The sequence below is a fragment of the Oxalobacter formigenes genome (assembly GCF_002127965.1).
GTDB lineage: Bacteria > Pseudomonadota > Gammaproteobacteria > Burkholderiales > Burkholderiaceae_D > Oxalobacter > Oxalobacter formigenes.
Map to the genome: position 1 here is coordinate 847146 of NZ_CP018787.1, position 19039 is coordinate 866184.

16 protein-coding genes and 1 pseudogene are annotated in these 19039 nt (G+C 48.2%); 12 read left to right on the forward strand and 5 right to left on the reverse strand.

Going from position 1 to position 19039, the window contains the following annotated elements; translation table 11 throughout:
- Positions 1 to 161: 161 nt before the first annotated feature.
- The 6 genes and pseudogenes from BRW83_RS04040 to BRW83_RS04060 all read left to right on the forward strand — a co-directional run bounded on the left by BRW83_RS04040 (position 162) and on the right by BRW83_RS04060 (position 6788).
- The gene (locus tag BRW83_RS04040) at positions 162 to 1259 is read left to right on the forward strand and encodes an alkene reductase (RefSeq protein WP_005881343.1); all 1098 of its coding nucleotides are present in this window, start codon (positions 162 to 164) and stop codon (positions 1257 to 1259) included.
- A gap of 648 nt (positions 1260 to 1907) precedes the next feature.
- Positions 1908 to 2114 carry a hypothetical protein gene (locus BRW83_RS04045; protein WP_005881342.1) on the forward strand — a complete coding sequence of 69 codons (207 nt, stop codon included), beginning with the start codon at positions 1908 to 1910 and terminating at the stop codon, positions 2112 to 2114.
- Positions 2115 to 2367: 253 nt separating this feature from the next.
- Entirely contained in the window at positions 2368 to 2610 is a 243-nt protein-coding gene (locus tag BRW83_RS04050) for a hypothetical protein (RefSeq protein ID WP_086131740.1), read from the forward strand.
- 95 nt (positions 2611 to 2705) lie between these two features.
- Complete coding sequence (locus BRW83_RS04055; protein WP_005881340.1) at positions 2706 to 3149, forward strand: DUF192 domain-containing protein; 444 nt, start codon at positions 2706 to 2708, stop codon at positions 3147 to 3149.
- Between the two features lie 676 nt (positions 3150 to 3825).
- Positions 3826 to 4382 (forward strand): annotated as a pseudogene (locus BRW83_RS12115) (EAL domain-containing protein); the annotation flags it as partial.
- 414 nt (positions 4383 to 4796) lie between these two features.
- The gene (locus BRW83_RS04060) at positions 4797 to 6788 is read left to right on the forward strand and encodes a sensor domain-containing protein (RefSeq protein ID WP_418304036.1); all 1992 of its coding nucleotides are present in this window, start codon (positions 4797 to 4799) and stop codon (positions 6786 to 6788) included.
- 63 nt (positions 6789 to 6851) lie between these two features.
- On the opposite strand, the gene gatB is transcribed toward BRW83_RS04060, so the two are convergent.
- The 3 genes from gatB to gatC all read right to left on the reverse strand — a co-directional run bounded on the left by gatB (position 6852) and on the right by gatC (position 10215).
- Positions 6852 to 8315 carry an Asp-tRNA(Asn)/Glu-tRNA(Gln) amidotransferase subunit GatB gene (gene gatB, locus BRW83_RS04065; RefSeq protein WP_086131741.1) on the reverse strand — a complete coding sequence of 488 codons (1464 nt, stop codon included), beginning with the start codon at positions 8313 to 8315 and terminating at the stop codon, positions 6852 to 6854.
- An 81-nt stretch (positions 8316 to 8396) separates the two neighbouring features.
- Entirely contained in the window at positions 8397 to 9848 is a 1452-nt protein-coding gene (gene gatA / locus BRW83_RS04070) for an Asp-tRNA(Asn)/Glu-tRNA(Gln) amidotransferase subunit GatA (RefSeq protein ID WP_005881336.1), read from the reverse strand.
- 64 nt (positions 9849 to 9912) lie between these two features.
- A complete protein-coding gene (gene gatC, locus BRW83_RS04075) occupies positions 9913 to 10215 on the reverse strand; it encodes an Asp-tRNA(Asn)/Glu-tRNA(Gln) amidotransferase subunit GatC (protein ID WP_005881335.1) in 303 nt (100 codons plus the stop codon).
- 190 nt (positions 10216 to 10405) lie between these two features.
- Between gatC and BRW83_RS04080 the strand changes: the two genes are divergently transcribed.
- From BRW83_RS04080 to BRW83_RS04105, 6 genes are all read left to right on the forward strand, one after another.
- A complete protein-coding gene (locus tag BRW83_RS04080; RefSeq protein ID WP_005881334.1) occupies positions 10406 to 11449 on the forward strand; it encodes a rod shape-determining protein in 1044 nt (347 codons plus the stop codon).
- Positions 11450 to 11536: 87 nt separating this feature from the next.
- The gene (mreC, locus tag BRW83_RS04085; RefSeq protein WP_005881333.1) at positions 11537 to 12454 is read left to right on the forward strand and encodes a rod shape-determining protein MreC; all 918 of its coding nucleotides are present in this window, start codon (positions 11537 to 11539) and stop codon (positions 12452 to 12454) included.
- A gap of 12 nt (positions 12455 to 12466) precedes the next feature.
- Positions 12467 to 12982, forward strand: coding sequence for a rod shape-determining protein MreD (mreD, locus tag BRW83_RS04090; RefSeq protein ID WP_005881332.1), 516 nt, complete (start codon positions 12467 to 12469; stop codon positions 12980 to 12982).
- A gap of 82 nt (positions 12983 to 13064) precedes the next feature.
- Complete coding sequence (gene mrdA / locus BRW83_RS04095; RefSeq protein ID WP_005881331.1) at positions 13065 to 15023, forward strand: penicillin-binding protein 2; 1959 nt, start codon at positions 13065 to 13067, stop codon at positions 15021 to 15023.
- An 8-nt stretch (positions 15024 to 15031) separates the two neighbouring features.
- Complete coding sequence (gene rodA, locus BRW83_RS04100) at positions 15032 to 16144, forward strand: rod shape-determining protein RodA (RefSeq protein ID WP_005881330.1); 1113 nt, start codon at positions 15032 to 15034, stop codon at positions 16142 to 16144.
- Positions 16145 to 16339: 195 nt separating this feature from the next.
- The gene (locus tag BRW83_RS04105; RefSeq protein WP_005881329.1) at positions 16340 to 17329 is read left to right on the forward strand and encodes a septal ring lytic transglycosylase RlpA family protein; all 990 of its coding nucleotides are present in this window, start codon (positions 16340 to 16342) and stop codon (positions 17327 to 17329) included.
- A gap of 67 nt (positions 17330 to 17396) precedes the next feature.
- On the opposite strand, the gene dksA is transcribed toward BRW83_RS04105, so the two are convergent.
- Together dksA and BRW83_RS04115 are read right to left on the reverse strand one after the other, a co-directional pair.
- Entirely contained in the window at positions 17397 to 17840 is a 444-nt protein-coding gene (gene dksA, locus BRW83_RS04110) for an RNA polymerase-binding protein DksA (protein WP_086131742.1), read from the reverse strand.
- Between the two features lie 168 nt (positions 17841 to 18008).
- Complete coding sequence (locus tag BRW83_RS04115) at positions 18009 to 19034, reverse strand: CobW family GTP-binding protein (protein ID WP_005881327.1); 1026 nt, start codon at positions 19032 to 19034, stop codon at positions 18009 to 18011.
- Between the last annotated feature and the right edge of the window lie 5 nt (positions 19035 to 19039).

Below are 19039 nucleotides of genomic sequence, written 5' to 3' on the forward strand. Positions count from 1 at the left end.
GACCCATTAAAATCATCAATATAAATACCGTCAATTTGATCGAAAATAAAGTGTGAAATTGTCCTGATCCATTTGAATCAGTGAAGGCGAACAGGAATGGAAAATGGGCCGATCAATTTTAAAAAGGAATATTCACTCTGAAGGTCTGAAAGGAGAATTCGATGGATCTGAAATTACTGACGCCACTGAAAGTGGGTGAAACAAAACTGGCGAACCGGGTCGTAATGGCTCCTTTGACGCGCTGCCGGACAGCCGAACCGGATAATGTTCCGACTGAATTGAACGCAGAATATTATGCACAGCGTGCCACGGCAGGCCTGATCATTTCAGAAGCAACCCAGATATCACGGTCGGGTCAGGGTTACGCGGGTTCAGCAGGGATTTATACCGATGCGCAAGAGGCCGGATGGAAAAAAGTTGTGGATGCCGTGCATGCGAAAGGAGGAAAAATGTCGGCACAGTTATGGCATGTGGGGCGCATGTCCCACTCCTATTTCCAGCCCGACGGCAAAGCGCCTGTCGCTCCATCGGCAATCGCTGCCGAAGGCGCCAAGTGCAACATCATTGTAGATGGTCAGCACAAGTTTGTGCCTTGTGATACTCCCAGGGAACTGAGTGTCGGGGAAATAGGCCAGATTGTCGACCAGTACAGAAATTCGGCGGCCAGAGCTGTCAGGGCAGGATTCGATTTTGTCGAAGAACATGCCGCAAACGGCTATTTGCTACAGCAGTTTCAGGCGACCAATACCAACAAGCGTACCGACAGGTACGGTGGCTCGCTCGTCAATCGTGCACGGTTGACTCTGGAGGTCCTGGACGCGATGCTGGAAGTCGTTGACAGGGAAAAACTGGGTGTCCGGATTTCACCGTATTTCAATATCAATGGCATTGCCGATGCCGAGCCTGAACAAATGGCATTGTATCTAGCCGACGAGTTCCACAAGCGGGGAATTGCCTATCTCAGTATTGCCGAGCCGAGCTGGGTGGGGGGGATTGAATTGACTGACACATTCAAACGAAAAATAAGGGAAACTTTTTCCGGAACGCTAATTTATGCAGGTGAATATACTCCCGAGAAGGCGGAAGCAGCCATACAGAGTGGTTTGGCAGACGCAATTGCGTTCGGGCGACTTTTTATTGCAAATCCTGATCTTGTCGAAAGGATTCGGCAGAATGGCCCATATAACGTGCCGGACAGGGCCACTTTTTATACTGAGGGATCAAGGGGTTACACGGATTATCCTTTTTTGAATGTCTAAATCAGGATAGCGACAGAAGAACGCTTTTAAGCGAAAATGAATGTGTAATAAAAGACGATTGTTACAATTGTTACATCTTTCATCGTAAAAAAAGTCAACCGGATGGCTAATGGGTTCGTTAAAAGACGTGATCCAGTCGGATTGCATTTTTTTTAATAAGAAATAAAGGAACTTAAATATGAAGAAAGTCATTGCTATTCTGATCTCCGGTTTGTTCGCTTCTGCCGCTTTCGCAGCTGCTCCTGCTGCTGAAAAAGCACCAGCCAGGAAATAATTTTTTGGCATGACAAAAAAGCGGGACGAAAGTCCCGCTTTTTTTATTAAAAATCCGGTCTGGAACAGGAAAAGGTAGATGAAATTTTCAAGGAGAAAATTTTCACAATTGCTGGAAGAAATATTTTGATCCTGATTTCAAAAGACTTTTTTGCCGATTGCTGTCCTCGGATTACAAAGGGCTGAATTCAGGAGGAAGTCGGGATAAATGAAGAAAAGGGATTTTAAAAGAAGTTAAAAGTTGAATAAAAGAAATTTGTTACAAATGTTACTTTTTTTTCGGGAAAACCGGTCATCTGATGAAGCGCTTGACCCGTTAAAGGGCGTGATCCGTTCGGATCATATTTTATTTAACAATAAAACAGGAATTAATATATGAAAAAAATCATCGCTTTTCTGATTTCCGCCTTGTTCGTCTCTGCCGCATTTGCCGATGTTCCCGTTGTAGAAAAATCGATTGCGACAGGATCTGAAAGCCTCGTCAATGCACAAGGCTTAAACAATAATGCAGATGAGGAAACGCCAGCTGCCGAGGCACCAGATGCAGCAGATGCTTCAGGAGCACAAGATGCCGACGATTGAATTTTTCAACGTACGCGAAAAAGCGGGACATCTGTCCCGCTTTTTTATTTCGGGCAGTTTCAACGCAGGACTAAACATTTTGTGAGTCATCTTTATTGAAGTGGAAATGAAATAAGCCTTTTTCGATGGATGAAAAATATTTTAAAAAATTTTTGAAAAAAGTGTCAACCGACCTGAAAACTGGCGCGTTAATGATCGTAATCCTTCATGGGATTACAAAGTTTTTTTCTTAAATATTTGAGGAATTTTTAAAATGAAAAAATTAGTTGCTATCCTGGTTTCCGGCCTGTTTGCTTCTGCAGCTTTCGCTGCTGCTCCTGCTGCTCCTGCAAAAGCAGCTCCAGCTCCTGTAGCTGAAAAAGCAGCTCCAGCTCCAGCCGCTGAAAAAGCAGCTCCAGCTAAAAAAGCTAAAAAAGCAAAAAAAGCAACCAAAGCAAAAAAAGCTGACAAAAAAGCAGAAAAAAAAGCTGACGCTAAAGCACCAGCTGCTAAATAATTAGCCTTCAAGCTAAAAAAAGACGGGTTTATCCCCGTCTTTTTTTATGCGCGTTTCATGTAACATATGCTTTTTAACAATGAGAAGAGGAAAAAATGCTCAAGCTGAAGAAAATAATACTGGTGTTCTTATGCCTGTTGCCTTTTACAGCTCCGGCTATGGCCGAATCTACAGGCATGAATTTTCCCGTCACTACGTTGAAAGCAGGCAAACATCTTATCCGTGCAGAAGTCGCTTCTACTGAGGCACAACGCGAACAGGGACTGATGTTCAGGAGAGAACTGCCGAAAAACAATGGCATGCTTTTCGTTTTTGACCGGCCTGCTCGTTCGTGCATGTGGATGAAAAATACTGCTTTGCCTCTTTCGGTCGCATTTATCGATGCGAACGGGACTATCCTGAACATTGAAAAAATGGAACCGTTTACACTGGATTCACATTGCAGCAAGGGATGGATCCGCTATGCGCTGGAAATGAACAAAAACTGGTTTGCAAAAAACGGTATCAAGGCCGGCAGCAAAATAAGCGGTTTACCTTGATAGCTGGCTGCGTTTTATTAAACTTTTTTTCATAAAATCATTTATTTCCTCTTTTGAAGAGATCGCTTTTGTTTTTCAAAAATAAAAGCATTCTTTTGGCTTTTTCTGCCCGTTTCAACTTTTCTTCGCGGTCCTGATCTGAAGAGACCGCTTATTCCTGTTTCCCGTTTGGTTTCCTTGAGCGCGCTCAAAAATGATTTGGCGCGCCCATGAATAATGAAGTGTTATCAAAGAATGTGATATTGTTGCCTTTTGGAAATATTTTATTGGTAAATGTTTTTTCAAATGAGGCTTGTTGATCAGGGTTTATCGCCCGTTTTTTGTTTTTTCATTTTTTGGGGAAATCCGGAGTGCTGTTCGAATTGGAAATTATTGGATTCCGGCTGGCCGTGGTGCAGAAATAGTCAAGATGAAATCATTATTGAAATACCTTGTTCGCAAACCGAGTGAAAATTTTCATCCCGTCTTGCGGATCATTCTGATTTTCCTTCCCGTCGCTTTGTTGATTTGCAGCGGCGCATATTTCTATTATCTGTCCCAACTGCGCTTCATCCATGAACAGAATCAGAAACTCGAACACGAAACCGTTCTTGTCGGTGTGGTATCGATCAATCGCAGTCTCGAATATGTCATGCAGGATGTCCATATTCTGTATCTGGATACTGATTTCAGAAGGATGATCAACGATCCGGATGAAAAAAATATCGATGAAGTTGCCGGTGACTGGCTTGCCTTTGCGGAAGCGAAAAAGGTGTACAACAAGATTCGCTGGATTGACGAAAAAGGAATGGAACGCCTGCGGGTCAATTATTCTGATGGAAAGGGTGTTGTCGTTCGGAAAAGAAACTCCAGAACCGGAGTGAACGTTATTTTTTCGACGATACGAATGTATTGAAAGAAGGGGAAGTCTATGTTTCACCTCTTGACCTGAATATTGAAGATGACCATATCCAGGAGCCTTATGTCCCGACGATCCGTTTCGGGATGCCTCTCTTCAACAAAAAAGGGGAGAAAAAGGGCATTCTTCTGTTGAACTACTATGCCACTTCAATGATCGGCCGGTTCCAGCAGTTGACGAGCATGCGTGGCAATTCTGCCTGGCTCGTCAATCAGAACGGATTCTGGCTGAAAGGACCGGTTTCCAACGATGAATTCGGATTCATGTTCAATAAAAATGACTTGAGTATGGCTCATCGATATCCTGCTGCCTGGGAGCGGATGAAAAATCAGGAAGAAGGCCAGTTCATTACCCGGGAAGGCCTATGGACGTTCAAAACGCTTTCACCTCTCTCGGCCGATACCAAAACCAGTAAAGGCAGTAGCGAAATTTTTTCCGGAGGACAGGGTCCCCGTGATGTCAGTGCCTATAAATGGAAAGTCATCACGCTTTTGCCGCTGGGCGCATATAATGCAGACCTTTTTTATTGGGGCACCAAAGTCATCGGGATTTCAATCGCCCTCATGGCGCTGTTCTTTTTGGCCATTCTATTTATGGTCCGCTTGCAGGAAATCCGGAACCAGTTGCTTGTCAATCTGGAGAAACTGGTTGAGATCAGAACGGACGATCTGAACAAGGTCAATGTCGTTCTGACCCAAAGCGAGGCGCGACTGAAAAGCGTTTTTGAAAATATTCCCGATCTGGTATGGATGAAAAATTCTGCGGGCGTTTATCTGGCCTGTAATCAGGCTTACAAGGATTATGTCGGGCTTTCTGACGAGCATATTATCGGTAAAACCGATTTCGATATATTCAGCCATGACGAAGCCGAGCTTTTTGAAGAACAGGACAAACGTATTCTGAAGGAAGGCAAACCACTGGTGATCAAGCAGTGGGGCACTTATGCATTGTCTGGCAACAGGGTGTTTTTCGATGTGATCAAGGCACCTGTCAGAACGCCGGACGGCGAACTGGTGGGTGTTCTGGGAATCGGACGGGATATTACGCGAAGAAAGGAAGACGAGGAAAAACTGGAACTGGCAGCACTGGTGTACCGTAACTCCAGTGAAGCGATTTTGATCAGTAATGCCGACAATCATATTCTTGCAGTCAATCCGGCCTTTGAAAAAATTACAGGCTATACCGCTGCCGAAGTGATCGGCAGGGATCCGAAACTGTTGAGTTCGGGACGCCAGGACAAGGCATTTTACAAGGCGATGTGGGATGCATTGGATGAGAAAGGGTACTGGCGTGGGGAACTCTGGAACCGGCGCAAGAATGGCGAATCGTATGCATCATGGCTGACAATCAATGTGGTTTACAACGAAGACAGATCCGTTCGTTATTACGTTGAACTCTCCAATGATTTCACGGAGAAAAAAGAAGCGGAAGACATGATATGGCGTCAGGCGAATTTCGATTTCCTGACGAATTTGCCGAATCGTCGCATGCTGATGGACAGGATGAAACAGGAACTAGTCAAGGTCAACCAGTCCGGAAAAAAACTGGCGCTGCTGTTTCTCGATCTGGATAATTTCAAGGATATCAACGATACCCTTGGGCACGATGCGGGCGATCACCTGTTACTGGACGTCGCGAAACGTCTGAAGGATTGCGTCCGTGAATTCGATACCGTGTCACGTCTGGGTGGCGATGAGTTTGCCATTATTCTGACAGAGTTGTCCGATTTGCCGACAATGGAAAAAATTGCGCACAGCATCCTGCGTTCCCTGGCCCAGCCTTACCAGTTGGGTAGCGAAATTGCGTATGTGACAGGAAGTATCGGCATTACGGTTTATCCGGATGACGGCACGGATATCGATACACTCATGAGAAATGCCGATCAGGCCTTGTATGCCGCCAAACTGGCCGGACGTAACCGGATGAGTTACTTTACGGCATCCATGCAGGCGGCTGCGCAAAACCGGATAAGGCTGGCCAATGACATGCGTATAGCTATAAATGAACATCAATTTGAAATGCTGTATCAGCCGATTGTCGAGATTGAGACTGGCCGCATCCAGAAAGCCGAAGCACTGATCCGCTGGCACCATCCGGTTCGTGGCATTATCAGTCCCACAGAATTCATTTTCATTGCGGAAGAAACCGGTCAGATTTTGACGATCTCGGACTGGGCTTTCGGGGAGGTTGCCAGGGAGCTCAGCCGATGGAGAGAACATCTCTTCCCTGACTTGCAAATCAGTTTCAATATCTCGCCTATCGTGTTCCAGAACAAGAATGATTACAGCGACTGGTTCGAAGTGCTAGAAAAACTGAATGTACCTGGCAGCAGCATCGTGATGGAAATAACAGAAGGTGTTTTGATTGTTTCGAATACCCAGGTGCTTGATCGGCTGGCGGAATTTCATCAATATGGAATGGAAGTGGCACTGGACGATTTCGGGACGGGATATTCTTCATTGTCTTATCTGAAAAAATTTCCGATCGACTATCTGAAAATCGATCAGGCTTTCGTTCGCCATATCGAAAATGAACCCAAGGATATGGCCTTGTGTGAGGCGATTATCGTTATGGCGCACAAACTGGACATGAAAGTGATTGCCGAAGGTGTCCAGGACGATGGACAGAGATTGTTGTTGGCCGGTGCCGGATGCAATTATGGTCAGGGATATCTTTTCTCTGAACCCCTGACAGCGGCGGAATTTGAAAAACTGCTTGAATCGAACCGGCTTGAACGATAAATATAGAAGGGAATCTGACAAAAAAAGCCTGCAATGCAGGCTTTTTTTATTTGCTTTGCGATATCAGCCAGCCAGTTTCTTTTTCAGCATGTCACTGACCTGTCCAGGATTGGCCTTTCCTTTGGTCGCTTTCATGACTTGTCCCACCAGTGCATTGAATGCCTTGTCTTTGCCTGAGCGGAATTCCTCAACCGATTTGGCATTGTTGGCGAGAACTTCGTCTATGATTTTTTCAATTGCTCCCGTATCGGAAATCTGTTTGAGCCCTTTGGCGTCAATAATCTTGTCAACAGCATTGTCGTCAGAGGCACGGGCATCCCAGAGAATGCCGAAAATGTCTCTGGCAATCTTGTTGGATATGGTGTTGTCGGCAATACGTTGCATCAATTGGGCCAGTTGCCGGACAGTAACTGGCAGATCACCGATTTCCAGGTTTTCACGATTCAAGGCTGATGCGATATCGACCATCAGCCAGTTGGCATTTTGCTTTGCCAGCTGCTTTCCTGTGAGGGAAATCAGTTTTTCGTAATACTCTGCCATCGCCTTGGATTGGGTCAGGACGGTAGCATCGTATTCTGGCAGTCCATACTCATTGATGAAACGCTTACGCAAAGCCTCCGGCAATTCCGGAAGTTCTTTTTTGACCCGCTCAATCCATTCGGCAGAGATAACCAGCGGGGGCAGATCGGGGTCAGGGAAATAACGGTAATCGTCGGAATCTTCCTTGGTACGCATTTCGCGGGTTTCCCGTTTGTCCGGATCGTAAAGGCGCGTTGCCTGAACGACTTTTCCGCCGCTTTCGATCAGTTCGATCTGGCGTTCGACTTCATAATTGATTGCATCTTCCAGATTGCGGAAGGAGTTCAGGTTCTTGACTTCGCAACGGGTTCCGAGTGCAGTCGTGCCGGCGGGACGAACCGACACGTTGGCGTCGCAACGGAAAGAACCTTCCTGCATGTTACCATCCGAAATACCGAGCCAGGTTACGAGTGAATGAAGAGATTTGGCATAAGCGACTGCTTCGGCAGCGCTGCGCATATCCGGTTCCGTCACGATTTCCAGAAGCGGGGTTCCTGCGCGGTTAAGATCGATACCCGTCATGTCGGCGAATTCTTCATGCAGGGATTTGCCAGCGTCTTCTTCCAGATGGGCGCGCGTCAGGTTGACGGTTTTGATGTAGCTTTTGCCTTTTTGTTCGACGATACAATTCAGTTTGCCGCCGATGACAACCGGTTTTTCGAACTGGCTGATCTGGTAGCCTTTCGGCAGATCGGGATAAAAGTAATTTTTGCGGGCGAAAACCGAAACAGGAGCGACTTCTGCGCCGATAGCCAGACCGAACTGGATGGCTTTTTCAACTGCGCCACGGTTCATGACCGGCAATACACCCGGAAGAGCCAGATCGACAGGGCAAGCCTGCGTGTTGGGTTCGGCACCGAAGCTGGTCGAGGCTCCGCTGAAAATTTTTGAAACGGTTGAAAGTTGTGCATGTGTTTCAAGACCGATGACTACTTCCCACTGCATAATGTTTCCTTTGGTTTTATAGGCGGCAAAGCCGCCGGAAATATTCTTTAATCCGGTTTCATTCCGGCAAATCCGGAATGGTTCTCAGGCTGGCGAACGCAGATGCCAGTCCGTTACCTTCTGATATTGATGTGCGATGTTCAAAAGACGGGCTTCGTCAAAATAATTGCCGGTCAACTGCAGGCCGACCGGACGCTTGGCATGTTCGCCCTGTCCGAACCCGCATGGGATCGACATGCCGGGCAGTCCCGCCAGATTGGTCGACAGGGTGAAAATATCGCCCAGATAGTTGGCGACCGGATTGTCCGCCTTGTCACCCAGATTCCATGCAACAGTCGGTGAAACCGGTCCCATGATAACGTCACATTCCTTGAACGCGTTTTTGTAATCTTCGGCGATCAGGCGGCGGATACGCTGTGCCTGAATATAGTAGGCGTCGTAATAACCGTGGCTCAATACATAGGTACCGACCAGAATGCGGCGCTGGACTTCTTCGCCGAAACCTTCGGAACGGGTTTTGCGATACATATCCTGAAGATCGGTATAGTTTTCTGCCCTGAATCCATAACGGACGCCGTCGAAACGACTGAGGTTGGAAGACGCTTCTGCAGGAGCGATAACGTAATAGACCGGAATACACAAAGCTGTGTTTTTCAGGGAAATATCGACCAGCTTCGCACCCAGTTTTTCATATTCGGAGAGGGCGTTTCTGACAGCCTGTTCCACTTCGGAAGAAAGGCCTTCACTGAAGTATTCACGGGGAACACCGATACGCAAACCGTCAAGCGGCTTGTTCAGATCACGCGTGTAATCCTCGTTTTTCCGTTCGACACTGGTTGAATCCCTGGGATCGAAGCCGGTCATTTCATTCAAAAGCAATGCGCAATCTTCCGCGGTTTTGGCAATCGGGCCACCCTGATCCAGAGAAGAGGCGTATGCGATCATGCCGAAACGCGAAACACGACCATAAGTCGGTTTGATACCGGAGACACCACAGAATGCGGAAGGCTGCCGGATGGAACCGCCGGTATCGGTCGCCGTGGCTGCAGGCGTCAGTCGCGCTGCTACGGCAGCGGCTGAACCACCGGAAGAGCCGCCAGGAATCGCTTTGGTATCCCAGGGATTCATGACCGGACCAAAATATGAATTCTCATTGGATGAGCCCATGGCGAATTCATCACAATTCAGTTTGCCGAGCATGACCATTCCGGCATCCTGGAATTTCTGTACGACAGTAGCGTTGAACGGACTGGTGTAATTCGCCAGAATTTTCGAGCCTGCCGTCGAACGCCAGTCTTTCGTCACGAAAATGTCTTTATGGGCGATAGGCACCCCGGTTAATGGCGTCGCTTCGTTTCTCGCCAGTCTTTCATCTGCCAGTTCGGCCTGTTTCAGGGTCAACGATTCGTCAACGTGCAAAAAAGCATTTAATTGGCTATCGCCGATCCGCTTCAAAAACAGTTTGGCCAGTTCGGTTGCGGAGATTTGTTTTGCCTGCAAAAGAGCGGACAGCTCCGATAATGTTTTGGTATGCATAAGTGTGTTCTCGACAAAAAATCCGGGTCTTTTTCGACGGGGCGTTTTTTATCTTCGTTTGTTTTTATTCGATGACTTTGGGAACCAGATACAGGCCGTTTTCAACGGCAGGGGCACATGCCTGATATTCGGAACGATGGTTTTCTTCGGTAACCGCGTCTTCCCTGAGCCTTAGGGCCAGATCGTCCTCGAATGCGGAAATGGGATGAGCCAGCGGTTCGACACCAGTCGTATCGACTTGTCGCAGTTGTTCGACCAGTGCGAGAATATCGTTTAACTGTGTAGCGGTTTTTTGTTTCTGGCTGTCGGAAACTTCCAGCTGGGCCAGTTGTGCGATGCGATCGACATCGGAAAGATCGAGAGACATAATAATAAGTGGATTGTTACAAAAAAATTTTCAAAATGAAGTGCAATTGGATGCTCTGCATCATAAATAACCCTTGAATTATAAGGTAGAATGTTGGGCTATTGCATATTTGCCTGTCAAGTTTACAATTTGACTTTTTGCGGATTTGTCCGTTGTCATAAACGGGCCTTTTAAATTATCAGGAATGTTCATGTTTGGATTTTTACGCGGTTATTTCTCTAATGATATGGCGATCGACCTCGGTACCGCCAATACGCTGATCTATGTCCGGAATTCCGGCATCATTCTGGACGAACCATCCGTGGTCGCCATTCGGCATGACGGTGGCCCCAGTTCCAAAAAGAGCATTCAGGCTGTCGGCAAGGAAGCCAAACAGATGCTGGGCAAGGTTCCCGGCAATATCGAAGCCATCAGACCGATGAAAGACGGCGTGATCGCCGACTTTACCGTGACGGAACAGATGTTGAAGCAGTTCATCCGCATGGTGCACAATTCCAAATTTTTCCGCCCATCCCCACGCATCATTATCTGTGTCCCTTGTGGTTCCACGCAGGTGGAACGCCGTGCGATCCGTGAATCCGCTCTGGGTGCGGGCGCTTCCAAGGTATACCTGATCGAGGAACCGATGGCAGCCGCTCTGGGGGCAGGCCTGCCGATTTCCGAAGCGACGGGTTCCATGGTCGTCGATATCGGTGGTGGTACGACCGAAGTCGGTATCATTTCGCTGGGTGGTATGGTGTACAAGGGTTCCGTCCGTGTCGGCGGTGACCGTTTCGATGAAGCGATCGTCAATTACATCCGCCGCAACTATGGCATGCTGATCGGTGAACAGACTGCTGAAGCGATCAAGAAAAATATCGGTTCCGCTTTCCCGGGCACCGAAATCAAGGAAATGGAAGTCAAGGGACGCAACCTCTCCGAAGGTATCCCTCGCGCTTTCACCATTTCCAGCAATGAAATTCTGGAAGCCCTGACCGATCCGTTGAACAATATCGTGTCCGCTGTCAAAAATGCACTTGAACAGATTCCTCCTGAACTGGGTGCCGACATTGCCGAAAAAGGCATGATGCTGACCGGTGGCGGCGCACTCTTGCATGACATCGATCGTTTGCTGATGGAAGAAACCGGTTTGCCGGTTCTGATTGCTGAAGAGCCACTGACCTGCGTCGTTCGCGGTTGCGGTATCGCTCTTGAAAAAATCGACGAGCTCGGAACGGTTTTCTCGTACGAATAAACAGGAAATACAACAGGCACATCCAATGTGCCTGTTTTTCAGGCTGCCGCGAGGCAGTTTCAGTTACTTTGTCTTGCCAGTTATTTTATGCAATACGGTCCACCGCCTCTATTCAAACAAGGAACACCCGCGAGAGTAAAGGTCATCATTTTTGTGCTGGCCGCTATTGCATTGCTTTTTGTCGATTCCCATCTTCAGGTTTTGGGCCATGTCCGTAAAGTGGTCGGGATGGCTTTGTATCCATTCCAGAAAGTGGCGATGGTTCCGCGTGATATTTATGATGCGGCAGACGAGTATCTGACATCCGTTGCCACTTTGCATGAGGAAGTGTCCGGCTTGCGTGAAAAATCCATGCAGGATGCCACCCGGCTTCAGCGTGCACAATTGCTTGAAAGTGAAAATGCCCAGTTACGGGAATTACTCGGGATGAGCAAACGGGTCAGTGTCAAATCGCTTCCGGCAGAAATCCTCTATGACGCCCGTAATACTTTTGTTCGCAAGGTCATTTTGAACAAGGGTTCGCAGGATGGCGTTTTGCCGGGACAGCCGGTTATTGACGACAAGGGAGTGATCGGTCAAGTCACCGATGTTTATCTCAAAACGTGTGAAGTGACGCTTCTGACCGACAAGGATCAGGCGATTCCCGTACTGAATGTCCGCAGCGGTGAACGCAGCGTTGCTTATGGTCGTGGACAATCGGGATATCTGGAATTGCGTTTCATGATGGCCAATGCCGATATCCAGCCGGATGATTTATTGGTGACGTCTGGCATAGATGGCGTTTATCCGGCCGGACTGGCGGTAGGAAAAGTGGCCAGAATACGTGACAATTCCACCGGGTCGTTCGATCACGTGATCTGTGAACCGGTTGCCGGTATCAACCGGAACAAACAGGTTCTGGTTCTCTTGTCAGATACGGCTGTTCTTCCGCGTCCGACGGCGGCTGACAGAACAGTCAACATCCGGCAAAGGGTCAATCCCAAAGCCGAAGAACCGAAGAAATAGGGCAGAGCGAGAATGAAACCGATTCCAGAACATATCTTGCTGCCGGTGAGCCCCGTTTTTATCGCCATTACGCTTGCAGTTGCTTTCCTCCTTAATATCCAGCCCTGGGGACACTGGGTAGGCGTTCCCGATTTCGTCGCACTGGTACTGGTTTTCTGGGGTATCCATCAGCCGCGACGGGTCGGCATGGGAATTGCCTTTTGCATGGGTCTCTTGATGGATGTGAACGATGCCACCTTGCTGGGTGAAAATGCATTGGCCTATGTCCTGTTGAGTTATTTTGCGATTACACTTCACCGTCGCGTTTTATGGTTTCCGCTTAAAAAACAGGTCTGGTATATCCTCATATTGCTTCTGTCGTCACAACTGGTTCAAATGTTCATCCAGTTTATCGTCAGTCATCGTACTTCGAGCTGGCTATACCTGATCGACAGTGGCGTCGGTGCTTTATTGTGGCCGCTGGTAACTATGGTCCTGCTGGCGCCACAGCGCCGTTCTGTCGATACGGATCTGGACCGGCCATTATGACGACTGTTTTTGAAATGACCGGTATCTGCAAATATGAAATGGTTTCGCCTGCCGGTAACGGCTGTCCGGACGGTTCACTGCCATGTCGAGCTTAAACGATAGCGAACGCGAACTCCACCAATTCCGCAACCGGATTGCGGCATTGGTCATTTTCATTCTTGTCTGTTTCTTCTTTCTGTTGCTTCGCTTCATCTGGGTGCAGATTGTCCGGCACAGCAACTACGTTGCACAGGCTGAGGAAAACCGCATTTCCATCGTTCCGACCATGCCAAGCCGGGGCATTATCATGGATCGAAACGGTGTCATCCTTGCCAATAATTACTCGGCTTATACCCTTGAAATCACACCTGCCAAAATTGGCGCCAAACTCGAAGACGTGATCGAGGAACTGTCACAGATTATTGAAATCACCCCACGGGACAGGAAACGGTTCAAAAAACGGATGGAGGAAACCAAACGTTTCGAAAGCATCGTTTTGAAAGCGAAACTGACCGATGAAGAAGTAGCCCGTTTCTCAGTCCAGCGTTATCGTTTTCCGGGCGTGGAAGTCCAGGCTCGCATGTTCAGGCAATATCCGCTTGGTGATGTGGCATCGCATGTTATCGGTTACATCGGCCGTATGAGTCAGAAAGATCTCGACAATCTGCCGGAAGAGGAAGAAACGAACTATCAGGGAACGACCCATTACGGCAAGGAAGGGCTTGAAAAGAGTTACGAGCGTGTCTTGCACGGTTCGACCGGTTACGAGGAAATGGAAGTGGCAGCCAGTGGGCGTGCGGTCAGAACGCTTTCCACTCATCCGACCGTTCCGGGGAACAATCTGGTCCTTTCAATCGATATTGAATTGCAAAAGGTCGTTGAAAACGCTTTCGGCAATCGTCGTGGCGCCCTGATCGCCATGGATCCGTCCACAGGGGAAGTACTGGCTTACGTGTCGAAGCCCACATTCGATCCGAACCTGTTTGTTGATGGCATTGACCAGCAAAATTGGGATGAGTTGAACAATTCGATCAACAAGCCGCTGATCAATCGTCCAATACGGGGTGCGTATCCTCCGGGATCGACCTATAAACCGTTCATGGCGCTGGCGGCCCTTGAACTCGGTTACCGGAAACCAACTGACGCGATCAGCGATCCGGGCTATTTCGATTACGGTAACCATCGTTTTCGCGACGACAAGAAAGGCGGTCACGGTATCGTGGACATGTACAAGTCCATCGTCCAGTCGTGCGATACGTATTACTACGTTCTTGCCGCCCAGATGGGCGTCGATACGATGCATGATTTCATGAAACAGTTCGGTTTCGGCGAATTGACCGGTATCGATCTGGCTCACGAACGTAAAGGCATTCTTCCATCGACAGAATGGAAACGGAATGCCTATAAAAATCCGAACCAGAAAAAATGGTATGCCGGTGAAACGATTTCGCTGGGTATCGGACAGGGGTATAACACCTTTACACCGCTTCAACTGGCTTATGCTACCGCTTTGTTGGCCAACAACGGTTCAGCCGCCCGTCCTCATCTGGTCAAGGATATCGAGGATGGCATGAGTCACGAACGCCGTCCTGTGACAACAGAAACAGTCAAGCTCAATCTGAAGCAGGAAAATATCGACGTTATCAAGCGGGCGATGGTTGGCGTAATGAAAGAAGGGACAGGCGCCCGGGTTTTTGCCGGAACTGGCTATACGGCAGGCGGCAAGACGGGTACTGCGCAGGTGATCACAATCGGCAAGAATGAGAAATACAATGCGGCAGCGCTGGCAGAACACAAGCGGGATCATGCGCTTTTTACGGCTTTTGCACCGGTGGACAATCCAAAAATTGTGATAGCCCTGATCGTCGAGAATGGCGGTTTCGGTGCCTCGGCTGCCGCTCCGATCGCCCGCAAGGCAATGGATTATTTCTTTTACGGCAAGAAATCGGCTCCTGAAGCTGTTCAGTCCGGTAACGATGACGCGTATCCTGAAGATCCGGATGATTCACAACCGGTATTGTTGCCACCTGACTCCGATGAAGACAGTAACGACGAGGGCTGAGGTTAAACATGGATATCCCTGATAAAAACACTCTTCTGACGCGACTGAAACATTATCTCAGCGTATTCGACGGACCTCTCGCGCTGATCATTTTCCTGATCATGTCGGTAGGGATCATCACGCTGTATTCAGCCGGTATCGATTTTCCGGGACGTGTTGAGGATCAGCTCAGAAATATCATTTTCGGTTTCATCATCATGTGGATTGCGGCCAGTGTCCCGCCACAGACACTGATGCGTTTTGCCGTTCCGGTATATACCTTCGGAATTGCGCTATTGCTCGCAGTAGCGGCGTTCGGGCTTGTCAAAAAAGGCGCGCGACGCTGGCTGAATATCGGTATTGTCATCCAGCCGTCTGAAATCATGAAAATCGCCGTTCCTCTCATGCTGGCCTGGTTTTTCCAGAAACGGGAAGGCCATCTTGGCTGGCGTGAATATGGAATTGCTTTTGTTTTATTGGCTATCCCTGCCGGATTGATCATGAAGCAGCCAGATCTGGGAACTGCCTTGCTGGTAGCAGCAACGGGTTTTTACGTCATTTTTCTGGCCGGGCTGGCATGGAAAGTCATTATTTCCCTGTTTGCAGCCGGGCTGGCCTGTTTGCCGATTGTCTGGACACTGTTGCATGATTACCAGCGCCATCGGGTTATGATGCTGATTGATCCGACATCCGATCCGTTGGGCAAGGGCTTTCACATCATCCAGTCTGTCATTGCGATCGGTTCAGGAGGCATTACCGGCAAAGGCTGGTTACACGGTACCCAGGCTTATCTGCATTTCATCCCTGAACGGACGACAGACTTCATTTTTGCCGTTTTTGCCGAGGAGTTCGGCCTGATCGGCAACCTGATTCTGATGGTGCTTTATCTCTGCCTGATCGCACGCGGACTGATGATTGCAATGAATGCCTCTTCCCTGTTTTCCCGTTTGGTGGCAGGTGCCATTACGATGATGTTTTTCATGTATGCCTTCGTCAATATGGGAATGGTCAGCGGAATTTTGCCGGTTGTCGGCGTGCCTTTGCCATTCATGAGTTATGGCGGTACCGCCATGGTGACACTGGGGCTGGGAGCGGGTATTCTCATGAGTATCCAGCGCCATCGCAAGCTCGTTCAGACCTGATTTTTCTGTTTTCGTTGCGTTTTTTCACCATAATCCTGATGTTTGACAGTCGCGATAGATGAAAAAATGCGACAAGTTGGGTTATACTTTGAGCAAATACTTAGCTTTACACGCTAATTCTTTCATTTTTCACTGTTTTTAGAGAACGATCCATTTGTTTTTTCCGGGCTTCGTTTTTCATAAGGCGGAATCAAGATGTTATCTCTGAAAAATCATAGATGTCTGGTAATGGCTGCCATGCTGGCGTCAGCTTGTGCGCTGATCCTGTCGGGCTGTGGTACGACGCCGACAACTTCCGGCAAGCTTGCCTCGAAAAAAGCCGGAAAAATCAAATCCCAGAAGGGTGGCGGTTATTATCTCGACGATGGTCCGATGGATGAAATTCCGGATAATCTGATGGAAGTGCCGGATGCTGTTCCAAAAGTCGAGTCCATTCGCACAGCAACAGCCAGGCCTTATGTCGTTTTCGGCCAGACCTATACGCCGATGACGGAACTGCAGCCTTACAAGAAATCAGGTGTCGGAAGCTGGTACGGAAAAAAGTTCCACGGCCAGAAAACATCCTCCGGAGAAGCCTACGATATGTTTGCGATGACCGCGGCTCATCCGACCCTTCCGATTCCAAGCTATGCGCGTGTAACGAGTCTTGAAACCGGCAGGCAGGTTATCGTCAAGGTCAACGATCGCGGCCCGTTTCTTTCCAACCGTATCATCGATCTTTCCTATACGGCAGCTTTCAAGCTTGGTTATCTGAACAAGGGTAGCGGACAGGTTCAGGTGGAACTCCTGTTGCCGGATGAAATCGAGCGTATCAATCTGGCCAGAAACAATGCCTATTCACCTATCGACAAACCGGTAGCCGTCGCAAAAGCTCCTGTCCAGCAGACAAGAACGGTTGTAGAGGCCAATGCGGTAAAACCGGCTTCAAAACCGGTCAGCAAGGTTTCTACCGCGGGACCGGGATATTATTTACAGCTCGGGGCTTATCAGGAAGCCAGCAACGCGCAATCCTATCAGATGAAATTTGCCTCGAATATGTCCCATAAGCTGCCTTCGCTGGAAATTGTCCAGATGGGTAATTTCTATAAATTACTGGCTGGCCCTTATCCAAGTCTGGCAGATGCGACGCAAGCTGTGGAAGAAATGAAAAGCATGGGAACGAAATCCTTTGTCGTTCGTCGCTAGCCTTGTCTGAAATCCAATAAAAAAGGCAGGACTGATTCCTGCCTTTTTTATTGATGTCCGGTTTACCTCAGTCGCCGTACAGTTTCTGTTTCAGCTCGCGGCGTTGTTGTGCCTCAAGAGACAAGGTCGCTGTCGGACGGGCCATCAATCTGGCGACTCCGATAGGTTCGCCGGTTTCAACGCACCATCCATAGTCTCCCGTATCGATACTCGCAATCGATTGCTGTACTTTTTTCAGCAGTTTCCGTTCACGGTCACGAGTTCTGAGTTCAAGAGCGTGCTCTTCTTCAATGGTCGCACGATCGGCCGGATCAGGAACCAGTGTTGTTTCACGCAGGTTTTCAGTTGTCTGACCGGCGTTCTTGATCAGGTCCTGTTCCAGTTTTTGGAGACGATCCTTGAAAAAGGCCAATTGAGCCGGATTCATATAGTCGTCTTCACTCATTTTCAGAACTTCTTCCTCGGTGAGTAAAGGAGTCGTCGGTGTCGGTTTTTTCGTTTTGGTATTCACGTTACTTTTTTCCTTTGCCTCAATAGATAAATTTTCAATAACCGGCAACTTATTGCGGCATGTATTGCACTATGGATTGAAATACCCTGCAATTAAATTTAATCGACTAAATGACATCTGTCAAAAGCCGCTGTTAATTTTTTAGAAAAAAGCGGCTCAAAGATCAATTCAGTCTGCAAGGCTATCATGGAGCCCTTCCATAAAAATTGTCTTAGGTAGGTTTTTTCCAATAAAAACCAATTTACTTTCCGGAGGGTGGTTTTCATCCCACTTTTCGACGATATCTGTTCCCATCAATTGCTGAACTCCCTGGAAAACAACTTTTCTGTCGGCATCTTTCATATACAGAACACCTTTATATCTCAGCATCTGTGTACCGTAGAGTGTGATCATCCTGTCGAAAAAATCGTTCAGGCGATTGGGATCGAACGGTTTTTTGCTATGGAAAACGAATGAATTGATATCGTCGAGATGATGATGGGAACAAGCGCAATCGTGTCCACACTCATGATGGTGGTCATGGGAATGATCGTGATGAGCATGTCCGCCTTCATCGATATCAAGCTTTGAACTCAGGTTGAATCCGTGCACATCCAGCACTTCTGCCACGTCGACTCTGCCGAAGTCAACGGTATGGATCGGTGCATGCGGGTTAATGTGTCGAATCCGGTGACACAGGATTTCAACATCTTCGTCGCTCACCAGATCGGTTTTTGAAATCAGGAGTCTGTCTGCATAGCCAACCTGTTGACGTGCCTGTTCGTATTCGTCGAGTTGTTGCATGGCAAAGACCGCATCCATCAGCGTCACAATGCCATCGATCATGTATTCACTTGCAACGGAGTCTTCGATAAAAAAGGTCTGCGCAACCGGTCCGGGGTCGGCAAGCCCGGTCGTTTCGATAACAACCCGGTCAAAATTCAGTTCCCCGCTTTTTCGCTTGTTTGCAAGAGTACCCAGAGCCGTTACAAGATCGGAACGGATCGTGCAGCAAATACAGCCGTTACTCATCTCGACAATCTGTTCGGCATCGTCCTGAACAAGAAGATTGCTGTCGATATTTTCTTCACCGAATTCATTTTCGATGACGGCAATACGCTGCTTGTGATTGTTATCTTTGAGGATACGGTTTAAGAGCGTGGTCTTTCCGGCCCCCAGGAATCCGGTGATGATGGTAACAGGTATGAGTGACATGCTGG

Excerpts from the sequence above, each read along its gene's own strand:
- BRW83_RS04080 (WP_005881334.1), top strand. The coding sequence starts at position 10,406 with ATGTTTGGATTTTTACGCGGTTATTTCTCTAATGATATGGCGATCGAC.
- mreC (WP_005881333.1), top strand. The coding sequence starts at position 11,537 with ATGCAATACGGTCCACCGCCTCTATTCAAACAAGGAACACCCGCGAGA.
- BRW83_RS04105 (WP_005881329.1), top strand. The coding sequence starts at position 16,340 with ATGTTATCTCTGAAAAATCATAGATGTCTGGTAATGGCTGCCATGCTG.
- rodA (WP_005881330.1), top strand. The coding sequence starts at position 15,032 with ATGGATATCCCTGATAAAAACACTCTTCTGACGCGACTGAAACATTAT.
- gatC (WP_005881335.1), bottom strand. The coding sequence starts at position 10,215 with ATGTCTCTCGATCTTTCCGATGTCGATCGCATCGCACAACTGGCCCAG.
- mreD (WP_005881332.1), top strand. The coding sequence starts at position 12,467 with ATGAAACCGATTCCAGAACATATCTTGCTGCCGGTGAGCCCCGTTTTT.
- BRW83_RS04050 (WP_086131740.1), top strand. The coding sequence starts at position 2,368 with ATGAAAAAATTAGTTGCTATCCTGGTTTCCGGCCTGTTTGCTTCTGCA.
- mrdA (WP_005881331.1), top strand. The coding sequence starts at position 13,065 with ATGTCGAGCTTAAACGATAGCGAACGCGAACTCCACCAATTCCGCAAC.
- BRW83_RS04060 (WP_418304036.1), top strand. The coding sequence starts at position 4,797 with ATGAAAAATTCTGCGGGCGTTTATCTGGCCTGTAATCAGGCTTACAAG.
- gatA (WP_005881336.1), bottom strand. The coding sequence starts at position 9,848 with ATGCATACCAAAACATTATCGGAGCTGTCCGCTCTTTTGCAGGCAAAA.
- BRW83_RS04115 (WP_005881327.1), bottom strand. The coding sequence starts at position 19,034 with ATGTCACTCATACCTGTTACCATCATCACCGGATTCCTGGGGGCCGGA.
- BRW83_RS04055 (WP_005881340.1), top strand. The coding sequence starts at position 2,706 with ATGCTCAAGCTGAAGAAAATAATACTGGTGTTCTTATGCCTGTTGCCT.
- BRW83_RS04045 (WP_005881342.1), top strand. The coding sequence starts at position 1,908 with ATGAAAAAAATCATCGCTTTTCTGATTTCCGCCTTGTTCGTCTCTGCC.
- BRW83_RS04040 (WP_005881343.1), top strand. The coding sequence starts at position 162 with ATGGATCTGAAATTACTGACGCCACTGAAAGTGGGTGAAACAAAACTG.